This is a genomic window from Pseudoalteromonas sp. Of7M-16 (assembly GCF_022347805.1).
Taxonomy (GTDB): Bacteria; Pseudomonadota; Gammaproteobacteria; order Enterobacterales; family Alteromonadaceae; genus Pseudoalteromonas; species Pseudoalteromonas luteoviolacea_F.
This window is the reverse complement of record NZ_JAKRFY010000038.1, coordinates 1-16418: the sequence shown is the minus strand read 5'-3', so window position 1 is coordinate 16418 and position 16418 is coordinate 1. Positions and strand designations below refer to the sequence as shown.

At 44.2% G+C, this 16418-nt stretch carries 14 protein-coding genes and 5 tRNA genes; 13 read left to right on the top strand and 6 right to left on the bottom strand.

Annotation, left to right across the window (positions count from 1 at the left end; all coding sequences use genetic code 11):
* The first annotated feature begins 155 nt into the window (after positions 1–155).
* The 12 genes from MHN81_RS26125 (at position 156) to nth (ending at position 10014) form a co-directional block, all read left to right on the top strand.
* A tRNA-Asn gene (locus MHN81_RS26125) sits at positions 156–232 on the top strand.
* Positions 233–253: 21 nt separating this feature from the next.
* Positions 254–330: transfer RNA gene (locus MHN81_RS26120), tRNA-Asn, on the top strand.
* Positions 331–349: 19 nt separating this feature from the next.
* A tRNA-Asn gene (locus MHN81_RS26115) sits at positions 350–426 on the top strand.
* 22 nt (positions 427–448) lie between these two features.
* Positions 449–525, top strand: a tRNA-Asn gene (locus tag MHN81_RS26110).
* Between the two features lie 225 nt (positions 526–750).
* On the top strand, positions 751–2694 hold the full coding sequence (locus tag MHN81_RS26105) for a GGDEF domain-containing protein (protein WP_023399635.1): 1944 nt from the start codon (positions 751–753) through the stop codon (positions 2692–2694).
* Positions 2695–2875: 181 nt separating this feature from the next.
* Entirely contained in the window at positions 2876–3457 is a 582-nt protein-coding gene (gene rsxA, locus MHN81_RS26100) for an electron transport complex subunit RsxA (protein WP_023399636.1), read from the top strand.
* A gap of 1 nt (position 3458) precedes the next feature.
* Positions 3459–4013, top strand: a complete 555-nt coding sequence (gene rsxB, locus MHN81_RS26095; RefSeq protein WP_023399637.1) for an electron transport complex subunit RsxB — start codon at positions 3459–3461, stop codon at positions 4011–4013.
* 9 nt (positions 4014–4022) lie between these two features.
* Complete coding sequence (rsxC, locus tag MHN81_RS26090) at positions 4023–6881, top strand: electron transport complex subunit RsxC (RefSeq protein ID WP_239427160.1); 2859 nt, start codon at positions 4023–4025, stop codon at positions 6879–6881.
* Complete coding sequence (gene rsxD, locus MHN81_RS26085) at positions 6878–7930, top strand: electron transport complex subunit RsxD (RefSeq protein WP_239427159.1); 1053 nt, start codon at positions 6878–6880, stop codon at positions 7928–7930. The genes rsxC and rsxD overlap by 4 nt, the downstream gene beginning before the upstream one ends.
* A complete protein-coding gene (rsxG, locus tag MHN81_RS26080) occupies positions 7927–8565 on the top strand; it encodes an electron transport complex subunit RsxG (protein WP_239427158.1) in 639 nt (212 codons plus the stop codon). The genes rsxD and rsxG overlap by 4 nt, the downstream gene beginning before the upstream one ends.
* A complete protein-coding gene (locus tag MHN81_RS26075) occupies positions 8562–9260 on the top strand; it encodes an electron transport complex subunit E (protein ID WP_023400203.1) in 699 nt (232 codons plus the stop codon). Before rsxG ends, MHN81_RS26075 begins: the two co-directional genes overlap by 4 nt.
* A 121-nt stretch (positions 9261–9381) precedes the next feature.
* Complete coding sequence (nth, locus tag MHN81_RS26070; protein ID WP_211009902.1) at positions 9382–10014, top strand: endonuclease III; 633 nt, start codon at positions 9382–9384, stop codon at positions 10012–10014.
* A gap of 194 nt (positions 10015–10208) precedes the next feature.
* Here the strand turns inward: nth and MHN81_RS26065 are convergent, their stop codons facing one another.
* On the bottom strand, positions 10209–10721 hold the full coding sequence (locus tag MHN81_RS26065; RefSeq protein WP_239427157.1) for a hypothetical protein: 513 nt from the start codon (positions 10719–10721) through the stop codon (positions 10209–10211).
* Between the two features lie 164 nt (positions 10722–10885).
* On the opposite strand from MHN81_RS26065, the gene MHN81_RS26060 reads away from it, so the two are divergent.
* Entirely contained in the window at positions 10886–11938 is a 1053-nt protein-coding gene (locus MHN81_RS26060) for a helix-turn-helix transcriptional regulator (protein ID WP_023400200.1), read from the top strand.
* Positions 11939–12090: 152 nt separating this feature from the next.
* Here MHN81_RS26060 and MHN81_RS26055 read toward each other — a convergent pair whose 3' ends face one another.
* From MHN81_RS26055 to MHN81_RS26035, 5 genes are all read right to left on the bottom strand, one after another.
* Entirely contained in the window at positions 12091–12768 is a 678-nt protein-coding gene (locus MHN81_RS26055) for a hypothetical protein (RefSeq protein ID WP_239427156.1), read from the bottom strand.
* 344 nt (positions 12769–13112) lie between these two features.
* Positions 13113–13859, bottom strand: a complete 747-nt coding sequence (locus MHN81_RS26050; protein ID WP_239427155.1) for an AraC family transcriptional regulator — start codon at positions 13857–13859, stop codon at positions 13113–13115.
* A 73-nt stretch (positions 13860–13932) separates the two neighbouring features.
* Positions 13933–14271 carry a DUF3703 domain-containing protein gene (locus MHN81_RS26045; protein ID WP_023400197.1) on the bottom strand — a complete coding sequence of 113 codons (339 nt, stop codon included), beginning with the start codon at positions 14269–14271 and terminating at the stop codon, positions 13933–13935.
* Positions 14272–14453: 182 nt separating this feature from the next.
* A complete protein-coding gene (locus MHN81_RS26040) occupies positions 14454–16034 on the bottom strand; it encodes a PAS domain-containing methyl-accepting chemotaxis protein (RefSeq protein WP_023400196.1) in 1581 nt (526 codons plus the stop codon).
* 288 nt (positions 16035–16322) lie between these two features.
* Positions 16323–16398: transfer RNA gene (locus MHN81_RS26035), tRNA-Glu, on the bottom strand.
* Between the last annotated feature and the right edge of the window lie 20 nt (positions 16399–16418).

Here is a 16418-nt window from a genome sequence, read left to right as displayed (position 1 = left end):
GCTCACGTCCACTGTTCCGAAGTTAAAGATGATTAAAAAAAAGCTTAATTGTTGATTAATCCATCGAAAAGACAGTTTTTTTGCATAACTGTGATTTTTATTGTTGACACTTCGCCGTGTCGTCATTAATATTTCGCCCCGTTGAGAGACATGCTTCCCCCTTAGCTCAGTTGGTTAGAGCGACGGACTGTTAATCCGCAGGTCCCCCGTTCGAGTCGGGGAGGGGGAGCCAAGTTTCTAAACATATAACGATTCCCCCTTAGCTCAGTTGGTTAGAGCGACGGACTGTTAATCCGCAGGTCCCCCGTTCGAGTCGGGGAGGGGGAGCCAAATCGTTATAAAGTGTAGTTCCCCCTTAGCTCAGTTGGTTAGAGCGACGGACTGTTAATCCGCAGGTCCCCCGTTCGAGTCGGGGAGGGGGAGCCAACTACTCTTATCATTCTATTGTTCCCCCTTAGCTCAGTTGGTTAGAGCGACGGACTGTTAATCCGCAGGTCCCCCGTTCGAGTCGGGGAGGGGGAGCCAATTCTCAGAATATGTTAGACTTTTTCCTATCAATGCTCTACTCTACAAGCACCTTGACTGGTGAATTTTTGCTATATAATTAGGACTACTACCTATATCGAAATGCACGATAAGCGTATTTTCAATATGAGCAATTCTCAGTAATCCCGATTTATGTTTGGCAGCATTATATTCATTTACTAATGCTAAAGGGTATTTCTTCCATTTTCAGGCAGAAGATTAATAATGGCAGGCTTTAAAAAACTCATATTTCTACAATTTGCATCTTGGTTACTTTTCTCTGCGGTGGGCAGCTTTTTTGTTGCTTCAAGCTTTGACAGCGCTGTAAGTCGTGCGCAAATGAGCGCACAACAAATGGTCAGTAATTACATTCAAGAAAAAACCATGAATGATATGACCCCAGAACATATTCGCCTGTCATTGAGTAATGGAAATGTTTTTTCTACTTTTATAGTAAGAGACTTTTCCGGCCAAGCAGTTTTGCAACTGGGCGCCCCTACCCAGCTACCATTTTTAGCTGATCTCATTGCCAACACCTTTAATTCCATTCGACCACAATTTGCTGTCAATAAAACCAAAGACATCAAAATAGAGTTTGTGATCAATGCTCAGAGTCAAGCTTCTTTGTTGCAGCAGTCACTGCTATTAATGTTATTGATTTCTGCGCTTGTTGCTTTTATTCCTATCTTTTATATGCAAGCCATCTATAAAAAGCTGAATCGCAATGTCAGTATGACTGTTGCCAACGCCGTTGATGTGTATATTACGCAAAACCAAGTAACAGAAAGCATAGAAGAAGACTTCAATACCGGTAAAGTTACCGAACTGGGCGCAGAATTAGCCCCCTCTTTTAATCGCTTAGCTCACTTTCTGAAAAGTAAACAAGAAGATATTAAGTCAGCTGCACACTCTATAAAGCAAGAAGCTTATAAAGATGTTGTAACTGGGCTTGGCAACCGCAATATGTTTGTAGAGTATTACGAACATCAAATTGAACAGGCGAACAATAAAAGCTTTGGTACTTTGGCAATGATCCGTTGTAGTGAATTGCAAATGATCAACCAAACTCGTGGTTATCAAAAAGGGGATGAATATATTCGTGCCGTGTCAGATATTGTTAAGCACGTTAGCGGCACCTATACAGGAAGCCAAGTTTTCAGACTCAACAGCTCTGACTTTGCCGTTATTCTACCAAATGTTCCTTCAAAAGAGGCCGAGCAATTTGGTGAGACACTTCAGGCTAGATTTACCCAATACCAGCAAAACCAAGAGCTGGCCTCCGTTGCAAACGCTGGTATTGTGTCCTATGAGTCCGGCAAACCCCTTGGAGAGCTGCTCTCTGTCGTCGATAACGCAATGAGCATGGCGCAAAGTAAACAAGCTAACGCGTGGCATTTACAGCGCGAAAGTGACATTGTTAATAATGTAGGTGCTGGGTTTGGTAACCAAAACTGGCGCCGAGTCATTCGGGAAGTTATCGACAGCCGCCGTGTTAACCTGATGATGCAAAACATTATGCCTATCGGTAAAAATGTCAAAGCCTATGCCGAGATCCAATCGCGCTTCAAAACTGAAGACAATCAAATGCTGCCGACGGCTTCCTTCTTAGCCATGGCTGAAAAGCTCGACATGGCTATTGAGATTGACCAACTGATAATTGATAGCTCACTTGAATTAATAAAAACACGTAATTTCAACGAAAAGTTTTTTGGCATCAATGTTACCGCCTCTAGTGCCCACAGCGATCAATTTGTGATCTGGCTAGAAAGAAGACTACTTAAAGATGGTAACTTGGCATCTAAGCTCATTTTTGAGGTCAGTGAGTTTGGCTTACAACAAAATATCAAAGCCAGTAAACGCTTTATAGATATGGTTCACCGTGTCGGTGCACGTATCACTGTAGAGCGATTTGGTGTTGGCTTGACCTCATTTAAATTCTTTAGGGATTTAAAACCTGATTTTATCAAAATGGACGCAAGTTATACCCGAGGCTTGGAAGAAGACAAAAACAATCAATATTTTATGCGTTTAATGGTTGATTTGGCGCACCGTATCGGTGTCAGTGTTTTTGCCGAAGGCGTTGAAAGCCAAGAAGAAAAGCACATCGTTGAAACGCTCTGTCTCGACGGTGTACAAGGTTATTACATCGAAAAGCCCAAAGAAGTCTAAAACCACAAGTTTTGGAGGGATACTTTATCCCTCCATGAATTGTCAACATTCCCTACCAATTTTTCATTTCAATGCAAATAAAGTCTGCTAAATGTTGTGATCTCAGCGTGGAAAATTGTTAGAATTTCCAGTCTTATGACACGTTGCGAAACGCAGATAGATAGTTAGTTAAGGGGCATGAATGACAGAGTATATGTTGTTGCTTATCGGCACGGTGCTGGTAAACAACTTTGTATTGGTTCAATTCTTGGGACTTTGTCCATTTATGGGGGTTTCAAGTAAACTTGAAACAGCCATAGGTATGTCATTGGCAACCACATTCGTTTTAACGCTTGCGTCTGTCACCAGTTACTTAGTTAATCAATATATCTTGCTGCCATTAGATCTGACTTTTCTCCGCACCATGAGTTTTATACTGGTAATTGCCGTGGTTGTGCAATTTACAGAAATGGTGGTGAGAAAAAGCAGCCCTACTTTATATCGATTGCTGGGGATTTTCCTCCCACTGATCACCACCAACTGCGCTGTTCTTGGAGTGGCATTACTTAACATTACAAAAGAGCACACATTTATTAGCTCTGCCGTATATGGTTTTGGCGCGGCTGTAGGCTTTTCATTAGTGTTAGTGTTATTTGCTGCACTGCGAGAGCGTTTAGCCGTTGCAGACGTCCCTACCCCGTTTAAAGGCGCTTCAATTGCCATGATCACCGCAGGCCTTATGTCGCTTGCATTTATGGGCTTTTCTGGATTGGTGAAGTTGTAAAATGACATTACTGTATGCTTTGATAGCTATCGGTGCACTCGCACTCGTTTTCGGCTTAATTTTAGGCTATGCAGCCATTAAGTACCGTGTTGAAAGTAACCCTATTGTGGATCAGGTTGATGCCATTTTACCACAAACTCAGTGTGGTCAATGTGGCTACCCAGGCTGCCGACCTTATGCAGAAGCAATTGCCAATGGCGACGATGTCAATAAATGTCCCCCGGGTGGTGAAGCAACGGTTAAAAAGCTCGCAGACTTGATGGGCGTTGAAGCAAAGCCGCTCGCCGGTGGAGAAGAAGCTGAGCCAATTAAAAAAGTCGCTTATATACGCGAAGATGAATGCATTGGGTGTACCAAATGCATCCAGGCATGCCCTGTCGATGCGATTGTCGGCGCGACCCGACAAATGCATACTATCATTGCCGACGAATGTACCGGATGTGATTTATGCGTAGAGCCCTGCCCTGTTGACTGCATAGACATGATCCCAGTCGCCGAAACAAAACAATCTTGGAAGTGGCAAATAGACGCCATTCCAGTGAAGCAACTTGATTGAGAGGTTTAAGTGGAAACATTACTTGAACAAATTGAAAGCGGCAAGCTGTGGCAATTTCCCGGCGGCATTCATCCACCAGAACAAAAGTCTATCTCCAATCAGGTCTCAATCGGTTCTTTACCTCTACCTGAATACTTGGTGCTGCCGTTAAAACAACATATTGGTGCTAATGGCCAGCTCCTTGTTAATAAGGGTGAGCATGTATTAAAAGGTCAAGTGTTAACACAACCTGGTACTAACTGGTCTTTACCGATCCACGCGCCGACCTCTGGGACAATCACAGATATCAAACCCATGCCCTCAGCTCACCCTTCCGCAATGCCGGAACTGAGCATCGTATTGACGCCTGATGGTGAAGATAAGTGGTGTGACTTGCACGCTCGAACATCTATTGATGACCTAGACAATAAAGCGCTGATAGATATTATCCACCATGCAGGTATTGCAGGCATGGGTGGCGCAGGCTTTCCAACATATGTTAAAGCCGATAGTGCTAAGACGATTGAATTTTTGGTAGTCAATGGCGTCGAGTGCGAGCCATACATCACCGCAGATGATATGCTGATGCGAGAGCATGCTGAAGATATCATCCGAGGTATTGAGGTGATGATGTCTATCTTGTCTCCTCAGTGCACCTTAGTTGGCATAGAGGATAACAAACCTGAAGCACTGGCTGCTATGAAGCTTGCAGCTCAACACAACGACAAAATATTGGTCCGCGCCATCCCAACCAAGTATCCTTCTGGTGGCGAAAAGCAATTGATAAAAGTGCTCACTTCCAAAGAAGTACCCAGTGGTGGGATCCCCGCAGATGTAGGCGTATTGGTTCAAAACGTTGGTACTTTATTTGCCGTTAGTGAGGCGATTTATAAAGGTAAACCATTGATAGAGCGGGTAGTCACTGTCACAGGTAATACCATACAAACCCCTCAAAATGTTTGGGCACTGCTCGGCTCTGAAGTAAAACACCTATTATACAGCCAAGGTTTTACGCCTGTTGATGAACAGCGTGTGATCATGGGCGGTCCAATGATGGGATTCACTCTGCCAACAGTTAGGATCCCAGTAGTTAAAACTACCAACTGCGTTTTAGCACCTGACAATCAAGAATTAGCTATCGCAGGACAAGAACAAGCTTGCATTCGTTGTAGTGCTTGTGCAGACGCCTGTCCACAAACCTTATTGCCTCAACAACTGCAATGGTTTGCGAAAGGACAAGAGTACGACAAGCTCGAAGAATACAACCTATTTGACTGTATTGAGTGTGGCGCTTGCTCTTACGTTTGCCCAAGTGAAATTCCCTTGGTGCAATATTACCGTGTAGCGAAAGCCGAGATCCGAGAGCAAAAACTTGAAAAGGTTAAAGCTGAGCGTGCCAAAGAGCGTTTTGAAGCGCGAAAAATTCGTCTTGAAAAAGAGCAAGAAGAAAGGCAAAACCGTCATAAACGTCCAGCGCGTAGCGCGCCTGCAAAAGACAAAGCTAAAGTTTCAGAAGCGCTTGAACGTGTTAAGAAAAAGCGCCCAGAGCAATCTGCGGTACAAGCTGCTATTGAACGTGCTAAAGCGAAAAAAGCAGAAGGTGATGCAGCTACACTTGAGCCCGATAATAGCGCCGTTGCACTAGAAAGAGCAAAAAGAAAAGAACAAGCCAGAAAATACAAAGAAGAAAAAGCAGGCGCAGATCAAGGTAGTGTACCAAAAGATGCTGTTGCAGCGGCTATTGCACGCGCCAAAGCGAAAAAAGCAGCGCAAGCTGAGCAACGCCCTGTGGAAAATGATGAGCAAGATCCACGTAAAGCAGCTGTTGCAGCGGCTATCGCTCGTGCAAAGGCTAAGAAAACAGCGAAGGCAACCGAGGAACCGGTGAACGAGGAACCCGCAACTGATGCTGCGCCGGAAGATCCGCGCAAAGCCGCAGTAGCCGCAGCCATTGCTCGTGCCAAAGCTAAGAAAACAGCGAAGGCCGCCGAGAAACCGGTGAACGAGGAACCCGCAACGGATGCTGCGCCGGAAGATCCGCGCAAAGCCGCAGTAGCCGCTGCCATTGCTCGTGCCAAAGCTAAGAAAACAGCGAAGGCAGCCGAGAAACCGGTGAACGAGGAACCCGCAATTGATGCAGCGGTGGAAGATCCGCGCAAAGCCGCAGTAGCCGCAGCCATTGCTCGTGCCAAAGCGAAAAAGGCGGCAAAAGCTGCCGCTGAGCAAACTGAAGAGCCAGTTAGCGAGGAACCTCTAACAAACGAAGCGGTGGAAGATCCGCGTAAAGCCGCAGTAGCCGCAGCCATTGCTCGTGCCAAAGCGAAAAAGGCGGCAAAAGCTGCCGCTGAGCAAACTGAAGAGCCAGTTATCGAGGAACCTCTAACAGACGAAGCGGTGGAAGATCCGCGTAAAGCCGCAGTGGCCGCAGCCATTGCCCGCGCAAAGGCGAAAAAAGCAGCAAAAGCAGCCGCTGAGCAAGCCGAAGAGCCGGTCAATGAGGAGCCTGCAACTGACGAAGCGCCGGAAGATCCGCGTAAAGCCGCAGTAGCTGCTGCTATTGCCCGCGCAAAGGCGAAAAAAGCAGCAGAAGCAGCCGCTGAACAAGCTGAAGAGCCGGTCAACGAGGAGCCCAAAACTGACGAAGCCCCGGAAGATCCGCGTAAAGCCGCAGTGGCCGCAGCCATTGCCCGTGCTAAGGCAAAAAAGGCTGCTAAAGAAGCAGAACAAGCTCGTGTGGAAAGTACAGATACATCAGAAGAAAACAGTACTTCGACACCTGAAAACGAACTCAACCCTGAAGATAAACGCAAAGCAGCAATTCGCGCAGCCGTCGAACGCGCAAAAGCCAAGAAGAAAGCCCAAGAACAAGAAGGAAATGATCTGTCATGAAATTAACCATGGCTTCATCGCCCCATAATCACAGCCTGAAATCCGTCAACAAGCTCATGCTTTGTGTGATGTTAGCCTGCATTCCTGGGATCTTGGTGCAAAGTTACTTCTTTGGAATGGGTGTATTTATTCAGCTCGCGCTGGCACTGATCACCGTAAGCCTAGCAGAAGCTGCAATGCTCACACTGCGCGGTCGGCCCGTATGGCCAACATTAAGCGATGGAAGTGCTTGGCTAACCGGTGTGCTGATCGCGGTGAGTGTGCCTCCCCTAGCGCCTTGGTGGGTTGTCGTCATCGGCGCATGTTTTGCCATAGTTATTGTCAAACAACTCTATGGTGGACTCGGATTTAACTTATTTAACCCAGCTATGGCTGCGTATGTGCTGTTACTCATTTCATTCCCTGTACAAATGACCGCTTGGCTACCTATTCAGCCTTTATTGAGCGCACCACTCCCTGTACTTGACCAACTGGCTTTAGTTTTTACTGAATCCACCCGTTCAGGTCTAACTCTGGAGCAAGCTAGGCAAGTCATTGATGGAGCAACCGGCGCCACCCCCCTCGATCATGTAAAAACGGCAACAGGGCAAAACTTGACGGTCTCAGAAGCCATGGATAATAGCGCTTTCGCTCACTTTGCCGGTGAAGGCTGGCAGTGGGTAAACATCGCATATCTTCTCGGTGGGCTTTACCTACTGAAAGCCAAGGTGATCAATTGGCATATTCCTGTTGCCATGATTATGTCATTATCAATTTGCAGTCTATTTGGTTATGTATTGGGCAATCAAGCAGGCATAGCATTCCACTTACTGAGTGGGGCAACCATGATTGGGGCTTTTTTCATTGCCACAGATCCTGTATCTGCTTCAACAACAAACAAGGGCCGGCTGATCTATGGCGCATTAATTGGCCTTTTAGTGTATTTAATCAGGCAATATGGCGGCTACCCTGATGCTGTTGCTTTTTCTGTGTTGCTTCTGAATATGGCGGTCCCCTTGATTGACTACTACACCCAACCGCGCACATATGGACATGGAGCTAAAAAATGATCCTTGCATCAATGAAAAAAAATGGCGCGATCCTGACTGCGTTTGCGCTAGCAACCACAGGCAGCGTAGCACTAGTCCAGCAGCTCACTGCGCCGCGTATTGAGGCGCAAGAGAAAAAGCATTTAATGCGCACGCTGACACAGGTGTTACCCGCTGATAAATATAACAATGAACTGTATTTAGACTGTATCGAAAGTAACGCACCTGAACTTGGCCCCAATGGCCCACACCGTATTTATCGTGCAAAACATAACGGCCAGCCTGTTGCCCTACTTGTGCAACATATTACACCTGAAGGATATAGTGGCAACATTGATATATTAACTGCGCTATATGCCAACGCTGAAATCGCAGGGGTACGAATTACTCAACATAAAGAAACACCGGGCTTAGGCGATAAAGTCGAAGTTAAAAAATCTGATTGGGTGCACAGTTTTTCGGGGGTAAAAGTGCAATCAGCAGAGGATCCCCGCTTCAATGTTAAAAAAGAAGGTGGCATGTTTGATCAGTTTACCGGTGCCACCATCACTCCCAGAGCAGTGGTGCACTCAGTTAATACCGCAACTTGGTATGCACATCAAAACTTTGACAGCTTATTTGCACAGCCAAATACTTGCCAAGAGGAACAGTTATGAGTGAGTTAAAAACTCTGGCCCATGAAGGGTTATGGAAAAATAACGCCGCGTTGGTTCAATTACTTGGCCTATGCCCTCTTTTAGCCGTCACCAGCACGGTCACCAATGCACTTGGTTTAGGTATCGCGACGCTACTGGTTCTTGTAGGCTCAAATGTAACCGTATCAATTGTGAGAAACTGGGTGCCAAAAGATATACGTATCCCCGTTTTTGTCATGATCATTGCCGCGTTTGTAACGATTATTCAATTACTTATGAACGCATATACCTTTGGGCTGTATCAGTCTTTGGGGATCTTCATTCCATTAATCGTGACCAACTGTGCCATTATCGGCCGTGCAGAGGCCTACGCATCAAAGAATACGCCTATCTTATCAGCATGGGACGGAGTGATGATGGGTCTAGGGTTTGCCGCCGTATTAGTCATTTTAGGGGCAATGCGAGAGCTAATTGGTCAAGGGACTTTGTTCGATGGTGCAGAGCTACTGCTCGGGGACTGGGCTGCATCACTGCGCCTTGAAATCATCAGCTTTGATAGCCAATTTTTAGTTGCCATTTTACCGCCGGGGGCATTTTTAGGTTTAGGCCTTATCATCGCGGCTAAGAATTACTTTGACGAGCGTAAAAAGTCACAAACAAAGCCCGCGGCACCTGTCGAAAAAACACAAAGAGCACGCGTAACCAGTCTTACTTAATTCATTTTTCACACTCACTTGAACCGTCATTCAATGGGTGTGAATAACCAAGTGTGATTGCTCGGGGTAATCAAGGGCTGTCATGCTTGTTCAACCATAGCAAAACACTGAAAAAACCGTCATGAATAAAGCAAAACGTTTAGAGATCTTAACTCGTTTACGTGAAGACAATCCAAACCCTGAATCAGATCTTGAATACAGCTCCCCATTTGAGCTATTAGTCGCGGTAACCTTATCCGCTCAAGCCACAGATGTAGGTGTTAATAAAGCCACACGTAAACTCTTTCCTGTTGCCAATACTCCTGAAGCCATCGTAGAGCTAGGCGTTGAAGGATTAAAAGAATATATTAAAACTATAGGTTTATATAATTCCAAAGCCAACAATGTTTATAAGCTTTGCCAGATCCTAATTGAAAAGCATGGCTCTGAAGTCCCTCAAGACCGCAAAGCATTAGAGGCGTTGCCAGGGGTTGGTAGAAAGACCGCCAATGTAGTACTCAATTGTGCATTTGGCTGGCCAACCATTGCGGTAGATACTCATATATTTCGAGTGTCCAATAGAACGAAATTCGCCATGGGCAAAGATGTCGTCGCCGTCGAAGAGAAACTTGAAAAAGTGGTTCCAAGAGAGTTTAAAGTCGATGTACACCACTGGCTCATTTTACATGGTCGCTATGTTTGCACTGCGCGCAAACCAAAGTGTGGCTCCTGTATTATTGAAGACTTATGTGAGTTTAAAGAGAAAGTTGAATAGCAATTTAACTTCTTAACCTCTCTGGCTACCGCTTTTTGGAGATTGATTGGTGTTCGAGGCTATGTGCTATTAACTCCTTAAGAGCTGAAAATAGCAGTCCGCTCTCACAATTGCTCAACCTTGATATAAAGCAGCGAAGGGTGTGCATATGCACCCCCTAGATATCATCGCTGTTTTGAATACGTTTATTGTTATTACTTGTTCTTGTTGATAGGCTTTTTCCGTCTCCAAGGCTCAATTGGTTGCATAAAGTACCTCCACCACACGTACTTCCATGGAACCAAAATAATGAGCACACAAATTCCAATGAGCGATGCCTTTGCGTTTACAATGCTAGGGATCTCCTGACCTGCTATGAATGGCGGTAGTGCGACAACAGCCAGCCAAACTATTTTCCAAGCCATTTCATAGATCATAACCGGAAGGAATGCTAAAGGGCGAAATACGCCTCCAATTGCCAATATAGCAAGTGTGAATAGCATAGAGTGTCCGAGCCCTCTCCAATTACTCCACTGCGAAGCGCCCTCGAGAAGATAATTCAATTGCTTAGAGCCCAATACGATGACCATCGCCGCAAAAATTATTCGAAGTCCCCAGGTCTTCCAAAGCGCGACTTTTGGAGCGTCATCTCGCATCGGATCATACTCGTTCCTATTATCACTACTTACATAACTGCCTTCAATACCACTCATAGATTTTCTTCGCATAACCATACCTTGTTTTCTAAATTTCACCGCAATGCTGCCATGGGAGTGAGCTTAAAGAGCATCGAATTTGAAAATCGATGCTAAAAAAAGTTAATAAATCATAAGATTATCGAAAAAGAACAGAATTAATGTAGAATCACTGTAAAAGTAGGAGGGAGTATAAATTGGATCTGCTAAAAATTGCGCAGCTAATTACTGTATTGCTATGTATGACATTTGCTATCTTTCATTATCGCCTTCGAAAAATACATGTTTTACATTTAGCGTTTGCCGTTTTTTGTGCATCTTCGTCAATGCATATTGCATATAAATTAACAGATCACTATCTATCCCCTTATCACCACCTGATAGGTATACTCGGTTTTGCCACTTGTAGCGGATACTGGCTATTTTCACGTGCATTTTTCCGAAAAACCAATCCAATTAACCGCCACCACCTCCTTTTTGTCGGCTTACTCGGGGCGTGCTTGATATTGAGGCACCTTTTACGTTTTTCTGAAAAGATGTGGCTGCTAGATACAAATTGGCTACCTGTGCTAATAACCGTTTTATCAGAGGCAATTGCAATATTCTCTTCAGGTATGCTCATTCTCGCGTTTTGGGAAGGCTATCGAGTGTTACACAGTGCAACAGCAGTACAACGTAAAATAAGCACAATTTACCTATCTTCTTTCATGATTTGCATTGTCAGTGTGATGTTAGTTTCCACAGCACTACCAACGGATTTGTTAGCAGGTGCAGGACGAGACTGGCTTGTGGTTTTCGCTTATGCCTTAATATTAGCCAGCACACATGGGCTGATCCGAATTCGCCAACAGCAGCTTAACCAACAAGAAAAAAGTACAGAGCCTAATATTCAAGAAGAAAACGCGCTCGCTAGTCAAATCCAAACATTGTTAGTTGAAGAAAAACGCTTTTTAGAATCAAGTTTGCGCGTCGCCGATATTGCTCGAGAGTTAGATGTTCCCGAATATCGTATCCGCGCGATAATGCTCAATAGTTTTAATGCCAAAAACTTCAATCATTACGTTAACCAGATGCGCATTGAATACGCTAAAGCGTTGCTAAGTGCACCTGACACACGAGATTGGCCCGTGCTCGTTATTGGCATTGAAAGTGGTTTTGCTTCTGCCGCCCCTTTTACCCGTGCATTTAAAGAGTTTGCTGGCTGCACCCCAGGGCAGTATCGCAAGCAACTAACCGAAACTAGGCACTGACTCGATAGAGTGTTGTGTAAAGCGATGTGCATCAGCTGCTCATTTTACATGATCGCTAAGCGCACACCACTAGAAAACACAAAACAACAAGAGCAACCTATATTGGTTGAAGACCCAACAGAAAATATACTTTTGTTATTATTGGCTGCAATTCATGATGTTTTTACAGTTCGCTTCAATACTAACAATCGCTTTGCCAAGACACTCGTGCCAAGAGTATCTTTTAATCGATTGTGCCAACCTGTAAAAAGCACTCTGATCAACCAATAAAAAAGCACGCCAATCATAAGATAAATAAGGGCATTGCTGTCTATAAAGTCTGGCCATCTATCTGATGTATTTGCAGAAAAAGACATCACAGCACCTAACAAAGCAAAACACGCTCTCCATGTGTGCCTTGCTATTCGATGTTTGCCACTAAGGCCACCACCTAAAATCATTTTAAGGTCTAAACACGCGGCCATCAGCGCCACTGATGCATGAATAGTGAAAATAGTTTTAAAAGTATTAGAAAGTTCAGTAGCAGTATAAACAAAGTAAAACAGATCTAGACTGACGTACAAGATTAAACACATTGCCAGCACGTCAAAAATACCCGTTGATTGCTCTTTTCTTAAGACAATGGCCCAAGCGGTAACGCCATAGTAAAATGTCAGCATTGACATGGTTAAGCCACCATTAAAAAACGCGGCTGTAACAGTCATGATTATCATAGCTAAGAAAAAAAGATTGCCGGACCATCTATGCCAGAGCTTTCCCTTAGTAAAACTTAAAGCACCTATACCAAACAACAACAAAAATGAACCTGCCATAATATGTACTGTGAGCATGACGTCTCCTTGTGATTTTGCATATGCCAGGGTGGACCAGCTGAGCCGTCAAACTGATGACTCATTCATATTGATGCCTATCCACACCATTAACCTGGTTGATTTTTAAACACCTTGTATTTGGTAATTTGGCATAACAGTCATCCAATGGACACCAATGAAATGTTACAAAAAATGACCGCCCCTATTTCCGAAGTAACTTTAAATTTAAAGTCTGTTACCTAGTAAATATAAAGACTATTACATTTCGTGATTTCTAGAATTGAACTAGCTTGTCGAAACAGCGCTTATGTTAGAAAGCCGATCCACAAAGCCTCTATGACAAGTATTGGAGTTGTTTTTAACTAATGTAATAAGCTTTTTGCCTGTCTGATTGTCATACCAAATGTACTTCTGAATGTGCGGCTCAAATGCGCGCTGTCAGAAAACCCAGCGCCGTATGCAGCCTCTGTAGCCGTTGCGCCATTCATCATCATCTGCAATGCGCATAGCATTCTTCTCCACAATAGATATGGTCGCCACGCTATCCCGACTTGCTGCGAAAATAGATGCAAAAAACGACTCTCAGATAAGTGAAGTTTATGCGCCACATCCTTTGCTCGCCACTGATTGGGTTTGGCACATGCACCTGCGAAACAAATATTTAATTCGTCCAGCAGCTCACCTATACGAGTATCAGTAACAACACTTAAATCAGTATCTAACAAGCGCCCATCCAAGTTTATTGCAGCTAGCATACTGGCAAAGTGAGCAAACGCATCACCCTGCTGCTTTATTGGCAAATCAACTTCAGACCCTTGCGATGTTGGCATAGACATCCAAGACTGGCTATTCAATCTCTCTTTCAGACATTGTCCTAATATGCTACTTGGCTCAATCAGTAGTACCCACCCCTTAGTCATGCTCAGGCAGTGGATCTGTTTTGAATCAATGACTGCAACATTCTGAAGCACTTTTCCGTTCAAAGTACACATCGCATCGCTGTCAGGCCAGATAAGCTGCATGGCCAGATGGCTATGATAGTCCGCATCAATACTCTCACCATATGTCAGTACTAAGCCAGTCTTTATCCAAACATTAGAGGTTGTCACTTAAGTGCCTATCAATCTTCTTTTAACAATAGTGTATCCGCAATCCTAGTCACAACACTAGCGAATTACATTTTCAATCACGCAAGAGGCTTCGAAGATCATGTGGTATTGGCATAGACCTAAACGGGCTCACATTTGTCCCACCTGTATTCCCTTTCGGCACCCAAATACGTGAGAAAATAATCGAGGCAAGTATTCTCATTATTTGCCCAAACACCTCTCTTTTATCACCTGTTTTAAAACCGACTTTTAGCATCCACCAATGGCTTTGGGTATGTCTGACCACATAGGACTGCCCTAATATATGCGCTCTTTCGAGATGCTTGAAACAGTTATCAAAATCTCCCTCCGTATACAGCGCTTTTGCGGTTATCAATTCATGCTTGAAAGCTTGTCGTAGTTCTTTGTTCATATGAAACCTCTGTCGTTAGGAGCCGATATGGCACACCCACTCTTTCTCTAAAAGGAATCATAATTAATATGGAAATAATAAAATTGAACAAACTGGCTATTTGTATACTTTTGACACCCGCGAAAAGGGCTGTATAGATGTGTTACGGTAAGGGTGTGCAATCACACCCTTTACCTTGTTATTTACCCTTGAAACTTAGCAATAAATTGATCAACCAAAGACTTTTGATCAGACAACGCTTTTTGTGTATTTGACATGGTTTCTAACGACTTATCAGAGCTTTGCAACGAGTCAGTTGCCAGTTGAGAAATTGTCACCGCATTATTGTTTAACTCATTACTCACCCCTGACATCTCTTCGGTTGAAGTCGCTATTTGATAATTCAAGCTAGAAATGTCGTTAACAATGGCATTGATGCTATCCAAAGAAGCCTTAGTACCTTCTGCTTTTTCGACACACTGCCCTGACTTTTCCACGCCATTTTGGATAGCTTGCACAGCCCGTTCAGCTCTCTGTCTAAGGTTTGCGACAATGTCATCTATCTCTTTGGTAGAGTCTTGGGTTCTTTGAGCCAGCGCACGAACCTCGTCCGCTACCACCGCGAATCCTCGACCTTGTTCCCCAGCCCGTGCGGCTTCAATCGCTGCGTTAAGTGCAAGTAAGTTAGTTTGTTCGGAGATCCCTCTGATCACATCGACAACACCACCAATGTTCACCGTTTGCGCATTCAAGTCTTCAATATCAGATTGTGTTTGCGTCAACTCTTCAGACAAAGTGTAGTTGTTCTCCATATTTTCATTAACCGCTAGACTGCCCTCTTTGACTGACTTTAGCGCAGCTTCAGATTGAGATGCCGCATTGTTTGTATTCGAGGCGATCTCTTGAATCGTTGCGGTCATTTGATTAATCGCCGTTGCCAATGAACCCGTTTGCGCCTGCTGGTTGTTGAGTAACTGTGCGCTTTTATCACACTCATCAACGGTTTCTTTTGCGTGCTCACGTACCGTATCACTGGCATCTTTAACTCGCCCAAGCACTGCTCTTAACTCCGACTCGCGCGCTAATAAAGCCAGTTCGATTGCTGCAATGTCGTTGACTTTATTGATATAAATTTTCTGCATCAAGGGGTTATCATAAACCTTACGCGCTTTTTCGCTTAGCTCTCGAACAGGCGATAACCTTTGGTATGTCAATGCCAATGCAATAACCACCAGTACCGTCTCTAAAATATAAGACCACGGCGAGGGCAGCGACGCGAAGACCATACTCAATATGTAAAATACACCGATAATCAACATCATTTGAGTAGACAGGGACATTGAAGCTCGGGTAAAACTTTCCGCCGAGGCACCGTCATTGAGTTTTTGATAGATTTTTTCTGCTCTATTAACGACTGCACGATCAGGCTTTGTTCTTACTGATTGGTATTCTACAGTCTGGCCACTGTTATTTGTAATGGGTGTGACATAGGCGTTCACCCAGTAGTGATCACCGTTCTTACAGCGGTTTTTTACCATACCCATCCAAGGTTTACCTGACTCGATATAGTTCCATAAGTTTTGAAACGCAGCTTTAGGCATACTTGGGTGGCGTACAATATTATGTGGCTTTCCCTCTAGTTCATGAAGTTCAAAACCTGCAACTTCGCAAAATTGGCGATTCGCATATTTAATTTGGCCTTTGGTATTAGTGGTAGACAGCAAATTATAGGAGCTGGGATAGTCGTACTCTCGGTTGGTTACCGTGGATCTTCCTTTAGTCATAGCAACTCACTCTAAATAAAAAAGCAATAGTAAGTGATAAAGCTAATGCGAGCATGACAAAAATGACTAAAAATTGTTCTAAATCAAGCTTATGGGATTGGATTACATTGAAATCTTGCCCAGTGACAAAAACTCAATAAACAATATTATGATGAATATCGCTCTTTATTTACCAAAGTCATTAAACACGAACGTCACATGCGCATTGCATAGTAAATTAAAGTTAGCAAAGGGAATTTAATAAGCAAGATTAATGAAGAATATCATTATAAGAGAAGTGTAATAAAGTGGCGTCCCCTAGGGGATTCGAACCCCTGTTACCGCCGTGAAAGGGCGGTGTCCTAGGCCTCTAGACGAAGGGGACACAATTTTTTGTGTCACTAG

Coding starts and splice junctions, on each gene's coding strand:
- MHN81_RS26105 (WP_023399635.1), top strand. CDS start 751: ATGGCAGGCTTTAAAAAACTCATATTTCTACAATTTGCATCTTGGTTA.
- rsxA (WP_023399636.1), top strand. CDS start 2,876: ATGACAGAGTATATGTTGTTGCTTATCGGCACGGTGCTGGTAAACAAC.
- rsxB (WP_023399637.1), top strand. CDS start 3,459: ATGACATTACTGTATGCTTTGATAGCTATCGGTGCACTCGCACTCGTT.
- rsxD (WP_239427159.1), top strand. CDS start 6,878: ATGAAATTAACCATGGCTTCATCGCCCCATAATCACAGCCTGAAATCC.
- rsxG (WP_239427158.1), top strand. CDS start 7,927: ATGATCCTTGCATCAATGAAAAAAAATGGCGCGATCCTGACTGCGTTT.
- MHN81_RS26075 (WP_023400203.1), top strand. CDS start 8,562: ATGAGTGAGTTAAAAACTCTGGCCCATGAAGGGTTATGGAAAAATAAC.
- nth (WP_211009902.1), top strand. CDS start 9,382: ATGAATAAAGCAAAACGTTTAGAGATCTTAACTCGTTTACGTGAAGAC.
- MHN81_RS26065 (WP_239427157.1), bottom strand. CDS start 10,721: ATGCGAAGAAAATCTATGAGTGGTATTGAAGGCAGTTATGTAAGTAGT.
- MHN81_RS26055 (WP_239427156.1), bottom strand. CDS start 12,768: ATGCTCACAGTACATATTATGGCAGGTTCATTTTTGTTGTTGTTTGGT.
- MHN81_RS26045 (WP_023400197.1), bottom strand. CDS start 14,271: ATGAACAAAGAACTACGACAAGCTTTCAAGCATGAATTGATAACCGCA.
- MHN81_RS26040 (WP_023400196.1), bottom strand. CDS start 16,034: ATGACTAAAGGAAGATCCACGGTAACCAACCGAGAGTACGACTATCCC.